The sequence below is a fragment of the Chenggangzhangella methanolivorans genome (assembly GCF_042648545.1).
GTDB lineage: Bacteria > Pseudomonadota > Alphaproteobacteria > Rhizobiales > Methylopilaceae > Methylopila > Methylopila methanolivorans.
The window spans coordinates 121,450-137,673 of the sequence record NZ_JBHRXS010000009.1 but is presented as its reverse complement, the minus strand read 5'-3'; the positions used below and the strand labels follow the sequence as shown (position 1 = coordinate 137,673).

Sequence of the window (16,224 nt, the reverse complement as noted above, 5' to 3'; positions counted from 1 at the left end):
CATGAACGCGCAGCCCGGCTCCATCACGCGCCAGCAGCTTCACGACCGCATCCGCGAATCCTCGCGCGACGAGGTCATCCTCGAGGAGATGATCCGCCTCGGCTTCTGGCCGGGCGGCGAGGACAAGCCCAACCTCCCCGAGGGCCTGATCCGCCGGCGCGGCGAGATCACCCGCGAGCTCTCCGAACTCGCCGCCAAGGACGCGCGCCTGCGCGACCCCGAAGCCGCGATCAAGGAGATGCACAAGCGCCGCAAGAAGGCGGCGATGGAGCGGCGCAAGGAGACCAGGAAGAAGAACGCGCAGGGTCGCTACGATCGCGCGCTCGCCTGGAGCGAACGGCGCAGGAGCGAGCTCGTCTATCTCGGCGAGGGCGTCTCCGGCGGCCTTCAGGCCGAAGACGCGCCCGCGACGCCGAAGGCGGGCCTGCCCGACATCGCGAGCCCCAAGGCGCTCGCCGACGCGATCGGCGTGCCGCTTGCCGAACTCCGCTTCCTTGCCTTCGACCGCAAGCTGACGGCGATCAGCCACTATCAGCGCTTCTCGATCGCGAAGAAGACCGGGGGCCTGCGCCAGATCTCGGCCCCGATGCCGCGGTTGAAGCGCGCCCAGTACTGGATCCTCGACAACGTCCTGGCCAAGGCCGCGATCCACGAGGCGGCGCATGGCTTCGTCCCAGGCCGCTCGATCGTCACCAACGCGCAGGCGCATGTCGGCCGCGACGTGGTGGTGAACCTCGACCTCAAGGACTTCTTCCCGACGCTGACCTTCCGCCGGGTGAAGGGCAAGTTCCGCGGCCTCGGCTATTCGGAGCCGGTCGCGACCGTCCTGGCGCTGCTCACCACCGAGCCCGACGTCGACGAGGTCGAGATCGACGGCGAGCGCCTGTTCGCCTCCAAGGGGTCGCGTCTCCTGCCGCAGGGCGCGCCAACGAGCCCGATGCTCACCAATCTCGTTTGCGTGCGGCTCGACAAGCGCCTCGCCGGCCTCGCGAAGTCGATGGGCTTTTCATACACCCGCTACGCCGACGACATGACGTTCTCGGCCTCCGGCGAGGCCGCCGCCAAGGTCGGGGCGCTGCTGAAGTTCGTGGGCGAGATCGTGGCGGCCGAAGGCTTCACGGTCCATCCCGACAAGACGCGGGTGATGCGGCGCGGGACGCGCCAGGAGGTCACGGGCCTGACCGTCAACGATCGCGTCGGCGTGCCGCGCGACGTGCTCCGCAACTTCCGGGCTCTGCTCCACCAGATCGAGAAGACCGGCCCCAACGGCAAGCGCTGGGGCAAGGCCCGCGACGTGATGGACGCGGCGACCGGCTTCGCCTGCTTCGTGCGGATGGTGACGCCCGAGACCGGTGAGGCGCTGCTGAGCGAGGTTCGCCGGCTCGACGCGCGCCAGGGCCGGGCGGTCGCGGCGCCCGCGCCGTTCCGCGCGAAGTCGGCCGCCGGCCAGCAGCCGCTCGAGCGCTGGTGGACGCCCGCCGAACCGGCGCCCCCTCAGCCCGAGCCGGTCCTGCTCGAGCCCGAGCCGCAGCCGGAGCCGCCCTCCGAGAAGAAGCCGCGCAGCGCGTTCGACATGGCCGGGATGCGGGCCCAGATGCGCGACCGCGTCGCCCAGCCCGCCGAGCCTGAGCCGATCGACGAGCCCGAAGGCGGCATGAAGCCCTGGGTCGCGGTGATCGGCGTCATCGTGCTGGTGCAGTTCGCGTTCGCCGTGAACCCGCTGCTCGGCCTGCTGGTCGCCTTCGCAGCCGGCTTCATCGCGTTCCGCCGCTGGCTCCGGCGCCGCAAGCGCAACCGTCGCTGAAGGCGCGAGGTCTTGGAGATCGCGCGCCGGGCCGCATGGCTGCTGGTCGGCTTTTCGGGCCGGGTCACTCGGGGCGCCTATCTCGCGGGACTTATCGGCTCCGCTGCCGCGCTGATCCTCGCGCTGCTGGTCTTCGAGCCGGCGGCGCTGGAGGCTGAGACGCTCGCCTTCACGCCGACGGTCACGGCGGCGCTCGTCGCCGGCTGGTGGACCTGGCTTGCGCTGCTGGTGAAGCGCCTGAGGGACGTCGGCCTCGGATGGGGCTGGTCTCTGCTCCTTCTGCTGCCGGGGCTCCAGCCCGTCGTCCTCGTCGGTTTCGCGGTTCCGAAAAGCCGGCCGGCGGACGGCGAGCGGCGTCAGGGATAGGGTTCGCGCTCGAGCGGCTTCAACTGGAGCACGTCCTCACCGCGGCGCATCCGCAGGCTGAGGCGGAAGGAGCCGCCGATCCGCTCCGAGCGCTCGATCCAGAAGGCCGCGACGTCGGGCGGGCAGATCTCCTCGACCGTCAACCGGAACAGCGCCAGCCATCGCCGGAAATGCGCGTCGCCGAGCTCGGGCAGGCGGATGTGCTTGGCGAGCGGCCGGCCGTCGTAGCGGCGGGTTCCGAGGAGCATCGAGCTCCAGAAATCCACGATCGTGTCGAGATGCGCCGACCATCTCTCGTCGGGGACCGCGGCGACGAAGACGGGGCCGATGACGGCGTCCTGGCGGGCGAGCGCGTAGAAGCGATCCACCACCGCGCGGATCATCGCCTCGTCGAGCCCGGAGGCCGAGAAAACCGGGACGTTCCGCGCGGGCGGCGTGGCGGATTGCGTCATGGGCGCGCCTCGCAAAACGCCGCGCCGACATGGTCGAGGAACCGCTCGAAGGCCGCCGTGAGCAGGCTGTCGGTCCGATGGACCAGCAGCGTCCCGACCCGCCCTTCATCGTCCGCAAGGCGGTGCATCGACACCCTTCCGGCGCGCTCCATCGGCTCGGCGACCACGCGCGGCAGCAAAGAAACGCCCATGCCGGCCTCGACGCAGCCGATGATTCCGTCAAGCGTTCCGAACTCCATGCGCCGGACATGGACGAGGCCGTGCGCGGCGAGAAAGGTCTCGAACCGCTGACGATAAGAACAGCCCGACCTGAAGACGAGAATTCTCGCCTCGCGCTTCTGCGCGAGCATGGAGACGACTTCGTCGAAGCTCTTGATCCTCGGGGCGGCGACGAGCACGAGCTCCTCGTCGAGCACGGGATACGACGTCAGCTCCGCCTGGAAGATGGGGCCGGCGACGAAGGCGGCCTCGACGCGACGGTCCAAAACCGCGGCGAGCAGGGCCTCGGTCGGGCCGAGCTCCAGCTCGACGTCGACCTCGGGAAAGGCCGCGGCGTAGCGCGTCAGCAGCTTCGGCAGCCTGAGCGCCGCCGTCGTCTCCATCGCGCCAAGACGCAGAGATCCTTGGGGAGTTTCATCGGAGAGCACGGCCTGCTCGGCGTCGGCGAGCAGCCGCGAGACCTGCGTGGCGTAGGGCAGCAGCCGTTCGCCCGCCCGCGTCAGCGTCACGCCCTTGGCTCCCCGGTAGAACAGCGGCGCGCGCAGCTCCTGCTCGAGCGAGCGGATCCGGCCCGTGACGTTCGACTGCACGGTGTTGAGCGCAAGGGCCGCTCGGCCGATGCCGCCGGCCTCGGCGACGGCCGTGAAGAAGGCGAGGTCGGTGCTGTTCATGGCATCGTCAATCGAGATGAGGGTGATCTGAACTAATCATTATTCGAGAAGGCGTCGGCGCGCTAGGTCTGGCTTCGACGACCCGCGCCGTTCCGCGGCGCCGCGACCTGGAGCCGCCATGACGCTCAAGACCCGACTGACCGAAACCTTCGGACTCCGCTGCCCCATCGTGCTCGCGCCGATGGATCCGGCGTCCGGCGGAGAACTCGCAGCCGCCGTCAGCCGCGCCGGAGGCCTCGGCCTGATCGGCGTCGGCTATGGCGACGGCGCGACCCCCGAGGCGGAGTTCGCCAAGGCCGGCGGGGCGTGCGTCGGCTTCGGCTTCATCACGTGGGCGCTCGCGAACGCGCCGGACCTGCTCGACCGGGCGCTGGCGCTGAAGCCGGCGGCCGTGATGCTGTCCTTCGCCGATCCGACGCCCGTCGCGGGCAAGATCCGCGCAAGCGGCGCGCCTCTGCTCTGCCAAGTCCACAGTCTCGACCACGCCAGGCGCGCGCTCGACGCCGGCGCGGACGTGATCGTGGCGCAGGGAAGCGACGCCGGCGGCCACGGGCTCACCACGCGCGGCACGATCTCGCTGGTCCCGCACGTCGTCGATCTCGTCGCCGCGAGGCGTCCGGAGGTCCTCGTGCTCGCGGCCGGCGGGATCGCGGACGGGCGCGGGCTGGCGGCGGCGCTCACGCTCGGCGCCGACGGGGCGCTGCTCGGCACGCGCTTCTGGGCGACGCGCGAGGCCAAGATCCCCGACGCCGCCAAGGCCCGCGCGCTGGCCGCGACCGGCGACGACACCATCCGCACCACCGTCTACGACATCGTCCGCGACCGCGACTGGCCGGCCGAATACACCGGGCGGCTGCTGCGGAACCGCTTCGTCGACGAGTGGCACGGCCGCGAGAACGAGCTCCGCGCCATGGACCTCGGCGCGCGCAAGGCCGCCGAGGAGCAAAGCCGCGGCGGCGACCCGGTCTCCAACGTGACGGTCGGCGAGGCCATCGGCCTCATCGACGACCTTCCGCCGGCGGGCGAGCTCGTCGAGCGCATCGCCGCCGACGCCGAACGGCGGCTCAGGGCCGCGTCGCAGGCGCTGTCCGCCGACTGATCTCACGCCTTGGGAGAAGACCCGCCATGCCGCTTTTGCGCTTCGATCTCGTCGAGGGCCGCAGCCCTCAGGAACTGCGGACGCTGCTCGACGCCGCCCATGAGGCGATGCTCGCCGCCTTCAAGGTTCCGCCGCGCGACCGCTACCAGATCGTCCACGAGCATCCGGCCGCCCATATGGTCGTCGAGGACACCGGTCTCGACATTGCGCGCAGCGATCAGCGCGTCGTCCTACAGGTGACGACGCGCCCGCGGGGACGCGAGATGAAGGAGACGTTCTACCGACTGCTCTGCGAGCAGCTCGAGGCCCGGTGCGGGATTTCGCCCGCCGACGTCGTCGTCTCGATGGTCGAGAACGGCGACGAGGACTGGTCCTTCGGCCACGGGCGCGCCCAGTTCCTCACCGGGGAGCTGTGAGCGCCAGACGCGAAACGAAAAAGGGGGCGACGCGACGCGCCGCCCCCTTCGCTCGTCATCGGACCGATTACTTCAGGCCCATGCAGTTGGCGTAGTAGCTGACGGGCGCCGGCCAGTCGGAGAAGATCGCGCGGGCGCCGACGTCCTGCGCCAGCACGTCGATGACGCGCATCAGGTCGCCCTCGCGGCTGACCGCCCGCTCGATTGTCTGGTAGTAGAAGTCGCCGTTGAGGTCGGCGAGGCGGCCGGACCGCTCGAGCGACCAGATGATGAGGTCGAGGCCCGCGGCCTTGGCGTTCTTGGCGGCCTTGGACGCGACGATCTCGTTCTTGCCGTTCACCGCGAGCGCGGCGAAGACCGGCGGCGCCCAGATGCGGATGCCCTGGTCGCGATAGCTCTGCAGCTCGGCGGCGTTCGGAAGATCGGCGACCGTGTTGGCGTCGTCGAGATAGACCGCCTGGCGGCCGAACGTCGGCTCCTTCTGGACCCAGTACAGCACGTCGTTGATGTCGAAGGACTGAGGGAACACGTCCTTGGCCTTGACGCCCGCTTCCTTGTACTCGTTGATCAGCTTCTGGGCGTAGTCCTGCTGGCTGAAGCCGCGGAACGGCATCTCGACCACGGGGCTCTTCAGCTCCGGCGTCATCTTCACGCCGAGCTTCTTGAAGAGCTCGATGCTTTCCTTGTGCGTCATCAGGTGGCCGCTGGTCTCGCCGGCATAGAGATCCGTGCGCCACTTCGCGGTGCCGTCGACGAACTCCTCGACGGTGGTCGCGCGCGGATTGAAGGCGTCCATCTTGCCGCGCAGCGACTTGAACTCGGCGAGCGTGATGTCGCTCGTCCGGCACTCGGCGCTCGCCGGGGTGACGACCTCGCCCTTGTCGTTGATCTCCGCCGGCGTGAAGCCATTGGTGCACTTTTTCGCGAGCGGGGTCAGCAGGATGTTGGTGGTCGTGTGCAGGTCGTTCTGCGCGTGCCGGCAGACGAGCTCGAGATCCTTGGTGAAGGCGACGTCGCATTCGAGCACGCCCGCGCCCATGCGGGCGGCCGCCTCATAGGACTCGACGGTGTGCTCGGGGAACTGAAGCGGCGCGCCGCGGTGGCCGATGGAGAACTCGGTCGGCTTGAGGCTCTTGTTCTCGCACTGCTGGAGCTTGCGCTTCAGCGGGCCGTTGTCCATGTCGTTGATCAGGAAGTACGGACGCGGGCCGAGCTGCACGTTGATCTGCTGCTTGCCTCCCTTCGCGCCCTCCTGGGCGGCCGCCTTGTCCGCGACGGCCAGCGCCGACGCCGCGACGGCGAGCGCGAGGCCGAGTGTGACAATCTGCTTGCGCATTGTGATCCCTCGTTGGGCGATACCGGGACCATTCCGATATCGGCCGGGACCGTAGCGGCCCGTTCTGACGGCGCGGTGACGACGGACCAGCGACCGGGCGGAAAGCCTATCGACTTCGTCAGAGCGAGACGAGATCGTCCTCGAGCCACTCGCGCCGAGGCAGCGGGCGAAAGCGCGCGTCCGGGTAGATCGCCTGCGCCGCGGCCGCGATCACGTGAGCGGTCCGCGGTCCGAAGCCCGTGAAGGCGAGCGCGTCGGCGACCGCGACCCTGTTCTCGCGCGCGGCGGCCGTCCCCTTGAGCGCCGGATGGGCGGAGACGTCGGCCGCGAGCAGCGGCGCGCCGATCGACAGCGCGACGACGGCTTCCGGCTCGAGCGCCGCGACCTGATCGTTCTTGAGCGCCTTCCAGCCGCTGAAATGTCCTGTCGCGTTGACGCCGCCGGCCATTTCGAGCGCGAGCGCGGCCGGCGAGCCGGCGCCGCCGACGATCATCGGGTGGCCGCTGCCGAGGCCCATGACGATGAGGGCGCGTCGCCGCGCAGGCAGGCGGCCGAGATCGTCGGACAGGGACGAGAGATCCTCCGCCACTGCGTCCGCGAGCGCCGCGCCGCGGCCGGGGTCGCCGACCGCGTCTCCTGCGGCGCGGATCCGCTGCGTGACGTCGCTCGCCCGCCGCACGGACTTGAGCGAGGAGACGCGCACCGAGGACCGCGCGAGCGCGTCCTTCACGTCGGCGATGCTCGTCTCCTCGCCGCTGACCACGAGATCGGGCGCATGGGAAAGAAGCTGCGCGGCCGAGAGGTCGTCATGGAAGCCGGCGTCGCCCTTGCGCCGGGCCGCTCCCGGAAAGCGGGAGGTCTGGTCGACGGCCACGATCTGGTCGCCGCACCCGAGCCCGAACAGGATCTCGGTGATCGGGCCGCCGATGGCGATGATGCGTTTGGGTCTCCAGGCCGCCGCGAGCCCGATGTTGGGAGCCGCGAGCGCGCCGATCGCGCCAGCGATCAGGCTGCGTCTCGAAAGCATCGTCGATCTCATAATTATTACAATTCGCTATATACTGTTTCTTTGGCTGCTTATTTTCTGCCTGAGTTGAAGATTGCGACAAAGAATTATTGAACGTCGTGACGATGAAGTGTTGATATTAGATTTTATTGATTATTGAACTGCGGCCGGCCATCCGTCACGATGGCGCCTAGTCGCCGATAGCCCCGCCTGCCTGGCCGCCGAATGTGTCCCGGCGGCGGGCGCCGCTCCGGCCTTCATGATTGGCGACGCGATAGGCTTAATGCCGCGAGAGCGGGCGCCGGGCCATCGGGGCGAAACCCGGCGCGACAGCAAACGCTTATTTGCCAATGGCTTGAGCGCCAGCGCCCTGATCAGGAAGGCGCTCGCATCTGCAAAAACTTTGCTCTTGGGCGTCCCAACCAACATTTGTAGGCTGCTCACAGAACATTCGTGGGGCGGCCAAATGTCCAGCTCGAACAGTCATGGCGACGGCGGCGCGCCTTCGGCGAAGATCGCGATGCACGACGCCACGCTCAAAGGAAACCAGGCCTACGACCTGCTGAGGCGAGAGATCGTCTCCTGCCGGATCATGCCTGGCGCGCGCTTCACCGAGCCGGAGATGATGGAGCGCTTCGGCCTCGGCAAGGCGAGCCTGCGGATCGCGCTCCAGCGCCTGACCGAGGCCGGCCTCATCGCCTCGATCCCCCGCCACGGCTACCGGGTCGCGCCCGTCACGGTGAAGGACGTCGACGAGGTCTTCGCGATGCGCGTCGTGCTGGAGCCGCTCGCCGCGAGGCTTGCGGCGGGCCGCGTGAACCGCGCGCATCTCGAGCGGCTCGAGCGCGCCTGCCGCGGCCAGATGCCCGGCGACGTCGGCAACCAGCTCGACTTCTTCCTCGAGGCCAACCGCTCCTTCCACATGGCGATCGCGACCGCGTCCGGGAACGGGCGGCTGTGCCGCGCGCTGTCGGGCCTGCTCGACGAGATGACCCGGCTCGTCGCGCTCGGCTTCGGCGTGCAGCGCGTGCGCCCCAACATCGAGAACGACCACACGCTGATGATCGACCATCTCGTCGCCGGCGACGCGGACGCGGCCGAAGAGGTCGCCCGCCGCCATGTCGAGACCTTCCGCGCCATGGTGATGGAGAAGGTCATCGCGAGCCTCACCGAAAGCGCCGCGGTCGTGCCGGTCGGCGTCGCGGTCAAGGCGCGGGAATAGAGCCATGGCGTCGGTCAAGCTTCAGTGCGTCAGCAAGTGGTTCGAGCGCCGCGACGGCGACAGCCTCCACGTGCTCCAGAACATCGACATCGACGTGCCCGAGAAGTCGATCGTGGCGATCGTCGGCGCGTCGGGCTGCGGAAAGTCGACGTTGCTCAACATCGTGGCGGGCCTCGTGAAGCCCGACCGCGGATGCCTGTTCCTGAACGGCGTCAAGGCCGCCGACTTCAAGGACTGGCGCTCGATGACCTACATGTTCCAGGAGGACCGGCTGCTCCCCTGGCGCACCGCCGCGCAGAACGTCTCCTTCGGGCTCGAGGCCGGGGGCGTCGGCCGCGCCGAGCGCAAGGAGCGCGTCGCCGAGACGCTGGCGCTTGTCGGCCTCTCGCAGTTCGCCGACGTCTATCCGCATGAGCTTTCGGGCGGCATGCGCAGCCGCGTGGCGCTGGCGCGCAGCCTCGTCACGCGGCCGACCCTGCTGCTCATGGACGAGCCCTTCTCCAAGCTCGACCCGACCATCCGCTCGCAGATGCACGGCGAGGTTCTGCGCATCGCCGAGCTCATGTCGATGACCATCGTGTTCGTGACCCACGACGTCGAGGAGGCGGTGGTGCTCGCCAACAAGGTGGTGGTGCTCAACCCGCGCCCCGGCCGCGTGCGCGAAACGCAGACGATCGATCTTCCCTATCCGCGCGACCCGGCCTCCGCCGAGGTCCACGAACAGGCGCGCGCCCTGCGCGGGAGACTCTGAGCATGGCGGCCTCGCCTCCCAAGACGCTAGCGCAGGAAGTCGCGGGCGCCCCGATCCGGCCGCACGCCGCGCGCGAGCGCCGGTTCCGCCTGTTCATGCTGCGCATGGGCCTTCTCGCGCTGCTCGTCGGCGTCTGGCAGATCGCCTCGCTCGGCGCGCCGGCCTTCGTGCTTCCAGGGCCGGCGCGGGTCTACGCCGCCTGGTCGAGCCTCGTCGCGACGCCGAGCTTCTGGAACGACTTCGGCATCACCTTCTGGCGCGTCTTCATGGGCTTCGCCATCGCGGCGGTCGTGGGCGTGCCGCTCGGCCTCGTCCTTGGAGCCAGCGAAAAGCTCGGCGAATTCTTCGAGCCGGTGCTGACCGTCATCAACACCGTGTCGTCCTCGATCTGGGCGATCTTCGCGCTGATCTGGTTCGGCCTCTCGGACTGGACCACCATCTTCGTCGTCTTCATGACCGCGATGCCGCTGATCCTGACTAACGTCTGGCAGGGCACGCGTACGGTGAACGCCGACTTCATCGAGCTCGCCCAGACGTTCCGCATGTCGCGGGCGCAGGTGCTGACCAAGATCTACCTGCCGACCATCCTGCCGCCGTTCTTCTCGGCCGCGCGCCTCGCCTTCGGCTTCGGCGCCCGCGTCAGCCTCGTGGCCGAGACGCTCGGCGCCTCGAGCGGCATCGGCTACCGGCTCCGCCAGGCCGCCGACCTCGTGCAGACCGACCAGGTGTTCGCCTGGACGCTCACGCTGATCGCCCTGATGATCGTGCTCGAAGCCCTTATCCTGAAGCCGCTCGAGAACCGCCTCTTCCGCTGGAAGAAGAAGGCCGGGTCGCAGTGACGCGTCCTTCCTCCCAAGACCTGAAACCTGAGACTCGGAGCATCCGCATGAAACGCATCGCAGTTCTCGCCGCAGCCCTCGCGGCCGTCGTCGGGGTCGCGGGACCCGCGCACGCCGACAAGGTCCGCATCGGCTACTGGAGCTCGGGCGTCAGCCTCGGCTTCGGCGCAGTGATGGAGGCCGGAAAGTTCGTCGAGAAGGAAGGCCTCGAGGTCGAGTATGTGAAGTTTCCCGACGTCAACGCCCCCACCAAGGCGATGGCCGCCGGCGCGATCGACTTCGGCATCGGCGCCGCGGCGGGCGGCTCGCTGAGCGTCGCGGCCGATGGCCTGCCGATGTCGATCATGCTCTCGACCCAGGTCGCCGAGCTCGACTTCGTCGTGCCGGAAGACAGTCCGATCAAGACCATCGAGGAGCTGAAGGGCAAGAAGATTGGCTCCTCGCCGGCCGGCAGCGCGACCGCGGCCATCACCGCCGCGATCCTTGAGAAGAACTACGGCATGAAGGCCGGCGACTACACGGCCGTGCCCGGCAACGACCCGCGCCTCGCGCAGTTCCTCGCCCAGAAGGACATCGACGCCGCGGCGCTGCGCACGGTCACCCAGGCGCTCGTCAAGGACATGAAGCTGAGGAAGCTCGCCTCCTTCCGCGACGAGTGGAAGAAGATCACGCAGCAGGACGCCCCGCCCGTGCTCGGAGTCGGACTCGTGCGCAACGAATGGTTGAAGGCGAACCCCGAAGCCGCCGCCAAGCTCGTGGTCGCGATGCGCAAGACCTACGAGTTTGGCAAGGCCGACAAGCCGGCCGTGGCCAAGGCGCTCGTCGCAGCCGCCAACATGAACGAGGAAGACGCCAAGAACTACGCGGCGCTCTGGGACGGCATCTACGCCGTCTCGATGGAGCCGGCCGACGTCGCCTCGCTCAAGGCCGAGTTCGAGGTGTTCAAGTCGGTGGGCGCCGTGAAGGGCACGCTGCCGGACAGCGCCCTCGTCACCGCGCCTTACGAAGCCTCGAAGTCGATGAAGTGACCGGCGTCGACTGAGCGCCGCGCAACCTGCCTCCTCCCCAATCGGGGAGGGGCAGGCCCCGACCAGCCCCTCCCCAACGACAAGCGCGCAAGCGCCGCAAGAAGAGAAAGCATTCCGATGACTGCGACTATGAAGGCTTTGCTGCTCAAGCAGCACGGCGACGTCAGCGATTTGACCGTCGTGGACGACTATCCGGTTCCGACCGCCGAGCCCGGCCATGTGGTGATCCGCGTCGGCGCCTCCTCGTTCAACTACCACGACGTGTTCACCGTGAAGGGCATGCCCGGCATCAAGGTGCCGCTGCCGGTGATCATCGGCCTCGACATGGCCGGCGAGATCACCGAGCTCGGCGAGGGCGTCACGGGCTGGAAGGTCGGCGACCGCGTGCTCGTCAACCCGCTCTACCCGAACAAGGGCCTGATGGGTGAAATGCTCGACGGCGGCATGGCGCAGTACTGCCAGGTCTCGGTCGGCCAGCTGATCGCGATGCCGGACAAGGTCACTTATTCCGAGGCCGCCTCGCTCCCCGTCGCCTACGGCACCGCGCACCGCATGCTGGTCACCCACAAGACCATCAAGCCGGGCGACAAGGTGCTGATCCTCGGCGCTTCGGGCGGCGTCGGCACGGGCTGCGTGATGCTGGCGAAGCAAATGGGCTGCGAGGTCATCGCCTGCGCGGGTTCGCAGGACAAGATGGACCGGCTGAAGGAGCTCGGCGCCGACCACGTGGTGAACTACCGCGAGACCGACTTCTCCAAGTGGGCGATCCAGCAATACGGCAAGCCGCAGCGCCGATCTTACGAGGGCGGCGTCGACGTCGTCATCAACTTCACCGGCGGCGACACCTGGGCGCCGTCGCTCAAATGCGTGAAGCGGGGCGGCGTGATCCTCACCTGCGGCGCGACCGCCGGCCACGATCCGAAGGAAGACCTCCGCTACATCTGGAGCTTCGAGCTCAAGATCATCGGCTCGAACTCGTTCTACGACGACGACCTCTCTTCCCTTATGGACATGATCCAGGAAGGCACGCTGAAGCCGGTCATCGACAAGGAGCTGTCGCTTGAAGAGGCGGCGGAAGGCCTGCGGATGATCCGCGACCGCGAGGTCATGGGCAAGATCGTGGTGACGCCGTGAGCGAAACCACAACGCTCCCCACCGCGGCCGAGATCGAGGAAAAGCTCCTCAAGGGCCCGTTCCACCAGTGGCTCGGCCTGAAGGTGCTCTCCGTCGGCGACGGGACCATCGAGCTGAAGGCGACCTGGCGGCCCGAAATGGTCGTCAACGCCGAACGTGGGTATATGCACGGCGGTATCCTCGCGACGCTCGTCGATCTCACGGCCGACTGGGCGCTGGTGTCGAAGACCGGCCGCGGCGTGCCGACGGTCGATCTGCGCGTCGACTACCATCGCGCCGGCATGCAGGGCGACCTGATTGCCAAGGGCAAGGTGGTCAAGTTCGGCTCGACGCTCTCGGTGGCGGAAGCCGAGATCCTGTCGGAAGACGGCAAGCTGCTCGCGAGCGGCCGCGGCGTCTACATGACGGCGAGCCCTAAGTGACCGAGCCGCTCGACCACGTCGTGGTGAACACGCTCCGCGGCATGGAGGCGGCGGCTGAGATCTTCGCGGCGTTGGGTTTTCGCCTGACGCCGCAGGGCCGCCACTCGCTCGGCTCCATTAACCACCTGATGGTGGCGCCGCGCGCCTATCTCGAACTGGTCGGGGTGCCGAGCGAGGGCAAGCAGCGCCAGGAGGTGCTGGACAGCCCCTTCGGATTGAACGGTCTGGTGTTCCGCAGCGCCGACATCGAGGCCACGTATCGGCGGCTCGAAAAGGCGAAGCTGTCGCCGTTCGAGCCGGTCGCCTTCTCGCGGCCGGTCGAGATCGACGGCGAGGCGAAAGAGGCGAGCTTCCGCACGGTGCGCGCGCCCAACGGCCTGTTTCCCGCGGGCCGGGTCTATTTCTGCCAGCACCTGACGCCCGAATATGTCTGGCGCGACGAGTGGCTGGCGCATCCGAACGGCTTTAACGGCTTCGACCGCATCGAGGTCGCGTCCCGCTCGCCGGAGGCCGACGGTCGGCTTTACGCTTCTGCGGCGGGCTCTGCCCCCGAGCCGCATGGCGAGGGCTGGCGCGTGATCTCGGACGGCTTCGCGATCGACGTCGTGGCCGGCGAGGCGCCGCGCTTCACCGCGCTCGGGCTTCGCTTCGACGGGCTGGACGCGCTTGCGGGCTTCGCAAAGGCTGCCACAGGCGTGACGTGGACCGACGCCGGCGCCGACGGCGTCGCGGCCCTCGAAATTCCTTCTCTCGACCTGCGCATGGAATGCCGGAGCGCCTGATGACCCAAGCGACAAATCTCGGCGACGTCCTCCGCCGCGACGGCCATCCCGACGCGCCCGTGATCATCGGGGTCGGGCTCGACGGCGCCGAGACCGTGCTGACCCGCGGCGGGCTCGACCAGATGGCCGACGCCTTCGCCCGCGGCCTCGTGGCCCGCGGTTTTCAGCGCGGCGACCGCATCGCGATCCTCTCGGCCAACCGGCCGGAGTTTCTCGCCGTCATGCTCGGCGCGATGCGCGCCGGGGTCGTGCCGACGCCGGTGAACTTCAAGTTTCCGAAGCCGACCATCGCCCATGTCGTGGCGGATTGCGGCGCGCGGGTCGTGTTCTGCGACGCCGCCCGCCGCGACCAGCTCGACGAGGGCGTCGAGGCGGTCGAGTTCGACAGCGCCGATTTCGGCGACTGGCTCGACGCCGGCCCGTTCGATCCCGTCGAGCCGCGCGCCGACGAGGCCGCGCTGATGCTCTACACCTCCGGCTCGACCGGGCGCCCCAAGGGCGTTCTGCTCTCCCACGCGGCGCATCTCTGGGTCGTTTGCGCCCGCATGGCCGAAGACGATCTTTCGGGCGACCGGGTGCTGATCGCCGCGCCGCTCTACCACATGAACGCGTTGGCGAATTCGCTTCTGGCCATCGCCGCCGGCGCCTCGATCGTGCTGCTGCCCCAGTTCCAGGCCAAGGCCTATATCGAGGCGATCGCGCGCCACCGCTGCACCTGGGCGACCGCGGTGCCGCCGATGATCGCCATGATGCTGCGCGAGAAAGAGGCGCTGTTCGGCGCCGATCTTTCGAGCGTCCGCGTCGTGCGGATGGGCTCCGCGCCCGTCAACGACACGCTCGCCGACCAGATCCGCGAGCTGCTACCCAACGCCCGCATCATCAACGCCTATGGCACCACCGAGGGCGGCCCCGTGGTGTTCAACGACAAAGGCGGCGCGCCGAGCGGGTCGGTGGGCAAGGTGCACGCGGGCGTGGAAGTTCGTCTCGTCGGCGAGGGCGCGCCCGAGACCGGCGTGCTCCAGATGAAGAGCCCGGCCGTCATGCTCGGCTATCACAACCGCCCGGACGTGCGCTCGCCCGTGACCGCGGACGGCTTCTACGACACCGGCGACGTGTTCCGGCAGGACGGGGAGGGGAACTTCTATTTCGTCGGCCGCGCCGACGACATGTTCGTCTCCGGCGGCGAGAACATCTTTCCGGGCGAGGTCGAGGCGGTTCTGGAGACCCATCCCGAGGTGCTTCAGGCGAGCGTCGTGCCGGTCGACGACGACATCAAGGGCCAGAAGCCGGTGGCCTTCATCGTGCGCAAGCCCGGCTCGACCGTGGACGAGCAGGCGATCAAGAGCTTCGCGCTCGAGCATGCGCCCGCCTACCAGCATCCGCGCCGGGTCTGGTTCCTCGACCAGATGCTGCTGGCCTCCACCAACAAGATCGACCGCGCCGCGCTTCGCGCCCGCGCCGAGGCGGAGCTGAAGGCCCGATGAGCGGCGCCGCTCTCGCCAAGGCTCACGTTTCCGCAGCCGATCCCGATCGCCGGGCCTGGGTCGCCTGGGCGATCTCGCGGCTCGAGGCCGACGTCAACCGCTCGGCCGACACCCATCTCATCAAGCTCGACCTGCCGCGCGCGCCAGGAATCAGCCTCTATCTCAAGGACGAGTCCAGCCACCCGACCGGGAGCCTGAAACACCGGCTGGCGCGTTCGCTGTTCCTCTATGCGCTCTGCAACGGCTGGGTCGGGCCCGAGACCACGATCGTGGAGTCCTCCTCCGGCTCGACCGCGATCTCGGAGGCCTATTTCGCCAAGCTGCTCGGCCTGCGCTTCATCGCCGTGATGCCGCGCACGACCGCGCGCGAGAAGATCGCGGCGATCGAGTTCCATGGCGGAAAGCCGCATCTCGTCGACCGCGGCGACGTCTCGGGCGAGGCCGAAAAGCTCGCGCGCGAGATCGGCGGACACTTCATGGACCAGTTCACCTACGCCGAGCGGGCCACCGACTGGCGGGGCAACAACAACATCGCCGAGTCGATGTTCGCGCAGCTCTCCCATGAGGACCGGCCGGTCCCCGACTGGGTGGTGTGCGGCGCCGGCACCGGCGGCACCTCGGCGACGATCGGGCGCTACATCCGCTACCGCAAGTTCCCGACATCGCTCTGCGTCGCCGATCCCGAGAGCTCGGTGTTCCACCGCCACTACGCCGAGCGCTCGGTGCATCGGGTGGAATGTTGCGACAGCGTGATCGAGGGCATCGGCCGCGCCAAGGTCGAGGCCTCCTTCGTGCCGGACCTCGTCGACCGCATGATCGCCGTTCCGGACGCCGCCTCCATCGCCGCGGCCCGCATGACGAGCGCGCTTCTGGGGCGCGCCTGCGGCGGCTCGACCGGCACCAATGTCTGGGCGTGCCTGAAGATCATCGAGGAAATGAAGGCGGCAGGCCAGGAGGGGACCATCGTGACGCTGCTCTGTGATTCAGGCGAGCGCTACCGGTCCACGATTTTCAACGACGCATGGCTCGCTGAACGCGGCCTCGACCTCGCGGATCCCCACGCGCGGCTCGAGGCCGTGTTCGGCGGGGCCTGAGCGAGCTATGTAGCGCGGCTGAAGAGGCCGACTGCGCGCTTCGAGACGCTTGGCTGACGCCAAGCTCCTCGAGCCATGAGGGATGTTTGTGGGAGTGAA

The 16,224-nt window shown here is 68.7% G+C and carries 17 protein-coding genes; 13 read left to right on the top strand and 4 right to left on the bottom strand.

Features of this window, described 5'->3' with window-relative positions; translation table 11 throughout:
• Position 1: 1 nt before the first annotated feature.
• Entirely contained in the window at positions 2 to 1,804 is a 1,803-nt protein-coding gene (locus ACFOWB_RS19615; protein WP_378148887.1) for a reverse transcriptase family protein, read from the top strand.
• A gap of 12 nt (positions 1,805 to 1,816) precedes the next feature.
• The gene (locus ACFOWB_RS19610; protein ID WP_261401970.1) at positions 1,817 to 2,170 is read left to right on the top strand and encodes a DUF805 domain-containing protein; all 354 of its coding nucleotides are present in this window, start codon (positions 1,817 to 1,819) and stop codon (positions 2,168 to 2,170) included.
• Here ACFOWB_RS19610 and ACFOWB_RS19605 read toward each other — a convergent pair.
• Both ACFOWB_RS19605 and ACFOWB_RS19600 read right to left on the bottom strand, forming a co-directional pair.
• Positions 2,161 to 2,622 (bottom strand): group III truncated hemoglobin, encoded by a 462-nt coding sequence (locus tag ACFOWB_RS19605; RefSeq protein ID WP_261401971.1) that lies wholly within the window; start codon positions 2,620 to 2,622, stop codon positions 2,161 to 2,163. The genes ACFOWB_RS19610 and ACFOWB_RS19605 overlap by 10 nt on opposite strands.
• On the bottom strand, positions 2,619 to 3,512 hold the full coding sequence (locus ACFOWB_RS19600) for a LysR family transcriptional regulator (protein ID WP_261401972.1): 894 nt from the start codon (positions 3,510 to 3,512) through the stop codon (positions 2,619 to 2,621). The genes ACFOWB_RS19605 and ACFOWB_RS19600 overlap by 4 nt, the downstream gene beginning before the upstream one ends.
• Before the next feature lie 118 nt (positions 3,513 to 3,630).
• Between ACFOWB_RS19600 and ACFOWB_RS19595 the strand changes: the two genes are divergently transcribed.
• Positions 3,631 to 4,611 (top strand): NAD(P)H-dependent flavin oxidoreductase, encoded by a 981-nt coding sequence (locus ACFOWB_RS19595; protein ID WP_261401973.1) that lies wholly within the window; start codon positions 3,631 to 3,633, stop codon positions 4,609 to 4,611.
• A gap of 26 nt (positions 4,612 to 4,637) precedes the next feature.
• Positions 4,638 to 5,027: a tautomerase family protein gene (locus tag ACFOWB_RS19590; RefSeq protein ID WP_261401974.1), complete on the top strand. Its 390-nt coding sequence runs from the start codon at positions 4,638 to 4,640 to the stop codon at positions 5,025 to 5,027.
• 67 nt (positions 5,028 to 5,094) lie between these two features.
• On the opposite strand, the gene ACFOWB_RS19585 is transcribed toward ACFOWB_RS19590, so the two are convergent.
• Positions 5,095 to 6,363 carry a glycerophosphodiester phosphodiesterase family protein gene (locus tag ACFOWB_RS19585; RefSeq protein WP_261401975.1) on the bottom strand — a complete coding sequence of 423 codons (1,269 nt, stop codon included), beginning with the start codon at positions 6,361 to 6,363 and terminating at the stop codon, positions 5,095 to 5,097.
• Positions 6,364 to 6,481: 118 nt separating this feature from the next.
• Positions 6,482 to 7,390 (bottom strand): heme/hemin ABC transporter substrate-binding protein, encoded by a 909-nt coding sequence (locus tag ACFOWB_RS19580; protein WP_378148886.1) that lies wholly within the window; start codon positions 7,388 to 7,390, stop codon positions 6,482 to 6,484.
• Between the two features lie 445 nt (positions 7,391 to 7,835).
• Here ACFOWB_RS19580 and ACFOWB_RS19575 point away from each other — a divergent pair, with 445 nt between their 5' ends.
• The 9 genes from ACFOWB_RS19575 to ACFOWB_RS19535 all read left to right on the top strand — a co-directional run bounded on the left by ACFOWB_RS19575 (position 7,836) and on the right by ACFOWB_RS19535 (position 16,125).
• The gene (locus ACFOWB_RS19575; protein WP_261401978.1) at positions 7,836 to 8,591 is read left to right on the top strand and encodes a GntR family transcriptional regulator; all 756 of its coding nucleotides are present in this window, start codon (positions 7,836 to 7,838) and stop codon (positions 8,589 to 8,591) included.
• A 4-nt stretch (positions 8,592 to 8,595) separates the two neighbouring features.
• On the top strand, positions 8,596 to 9,342 hold the full coding sequence (locus ACFOWB_RS19570; RefSeq protein ID WP_378148885.1) for an ABC transporter ATP-binding protein: 747 nt from the start codon (positions 8,596 to 8,598) through the stop codon (positions 9,340 to 9,342).
• 2 nt (positions 9,343 to 9,344) lie between these two features.
• Positions 9,345 to 10,181: an ABC transporter permease gene (locus ACFOWB_RS19565; RefSeq protein WP_378148884.1), complete on the top strand. Its 837-nt coding sequence runs from the start codon at positions 9,345 to 9,347 to the stop codon at positions 10,179 to 10,181.
• Between the two features lie 47 nt (positions 10,182 to 10,228).
• Positions 10,229 to 11,209, top strand: a complete 981-nt coding sequence (locus tag ACFOWB_RS19560; protein ID WP_378148883.1) for an ABC transporter substrate-binding protein — start codon at positions 10,229 to 10,231, stop codon at positions 11,207 to 11,209.
• A gap of 117 nt (positions 11,210 to 11,326) precedes the next feature.
• Positions 11,327 to 12,343 carry a zinc-binding dehydrogenase gene (locus ACFOWB_RS19555; RefSeq protein ID WP_378148882.1) on the top strand — a complete coding sequence of 339 codons (1,017 nt, stop codon included), beginning with the start codon at positions 11,327 to 11,329 and terminating at the stop codon, positions 12,341 to 12,343.
• The gene (locus ACFOWB_RS19550; protein WP_261401984.1) at positions 12,340 to 12,765 is read left to right on the top strand and encodes a PaaI family thioesterase; all 426 of its coding nucleotides are present in this window, start codon (positions 12,340 to 12,342) and stop codon (positions 12,763 to 12,765) included. The genes ACFOWB_RS19555 and ACFOWB_RS19550 overlap by 4 nt, the downstream gene beginning before the upstream one ends.
• Positions 12,762 to 13,547: a VOC family protein gene (locus ACFOWB_RS19545; protein ID WP_261401985.1), complete on the top strand. Its 786-nt coding sequence runs from the start codon at positions 12,762 to 12,764 to the stop codon at positions 13,545 to 13,547. The genes ACFOWB_RS19550 and ACFOWB_RS19545 overlap by 4 nt, the downstream gene beginning before the upstream one ends.
• Positions 13,547 to 15,031 carry a class I adenylate-forming enzyme family protein gene (locus ACFOWB_RS19540; RefSeq protein WP_378148881.1) on the top strand — a complete coding sequence of 495 codons (1,485 nt, stop codon included), beginning with the start codon at positions 13,547 to 13,549 and terminating at the stop codon, positions 15,029 to 15,031. The genes ACFOWB_RS19545 and ACFOWB_RS19540 overlap by 1 nt, the downstream gene beginning before the upstream one ends.
• Entirely contained in the window at positions 15,028 to 16,125 is a 1,098-nt protein-coding gene (locus ACFOWB_RS19535) for a PLP-dependent cysteine synthase family protein (RefSeq protein ID WP_378148880.1), read from the top strand. Before ACFOWB_RS19540 ends, ACFOWB_RS19535 begins: the two co-directional genes overlap by 4 nt.
• Positions 16,126 to 16,224: the final 99 nt, after the last annotated feature.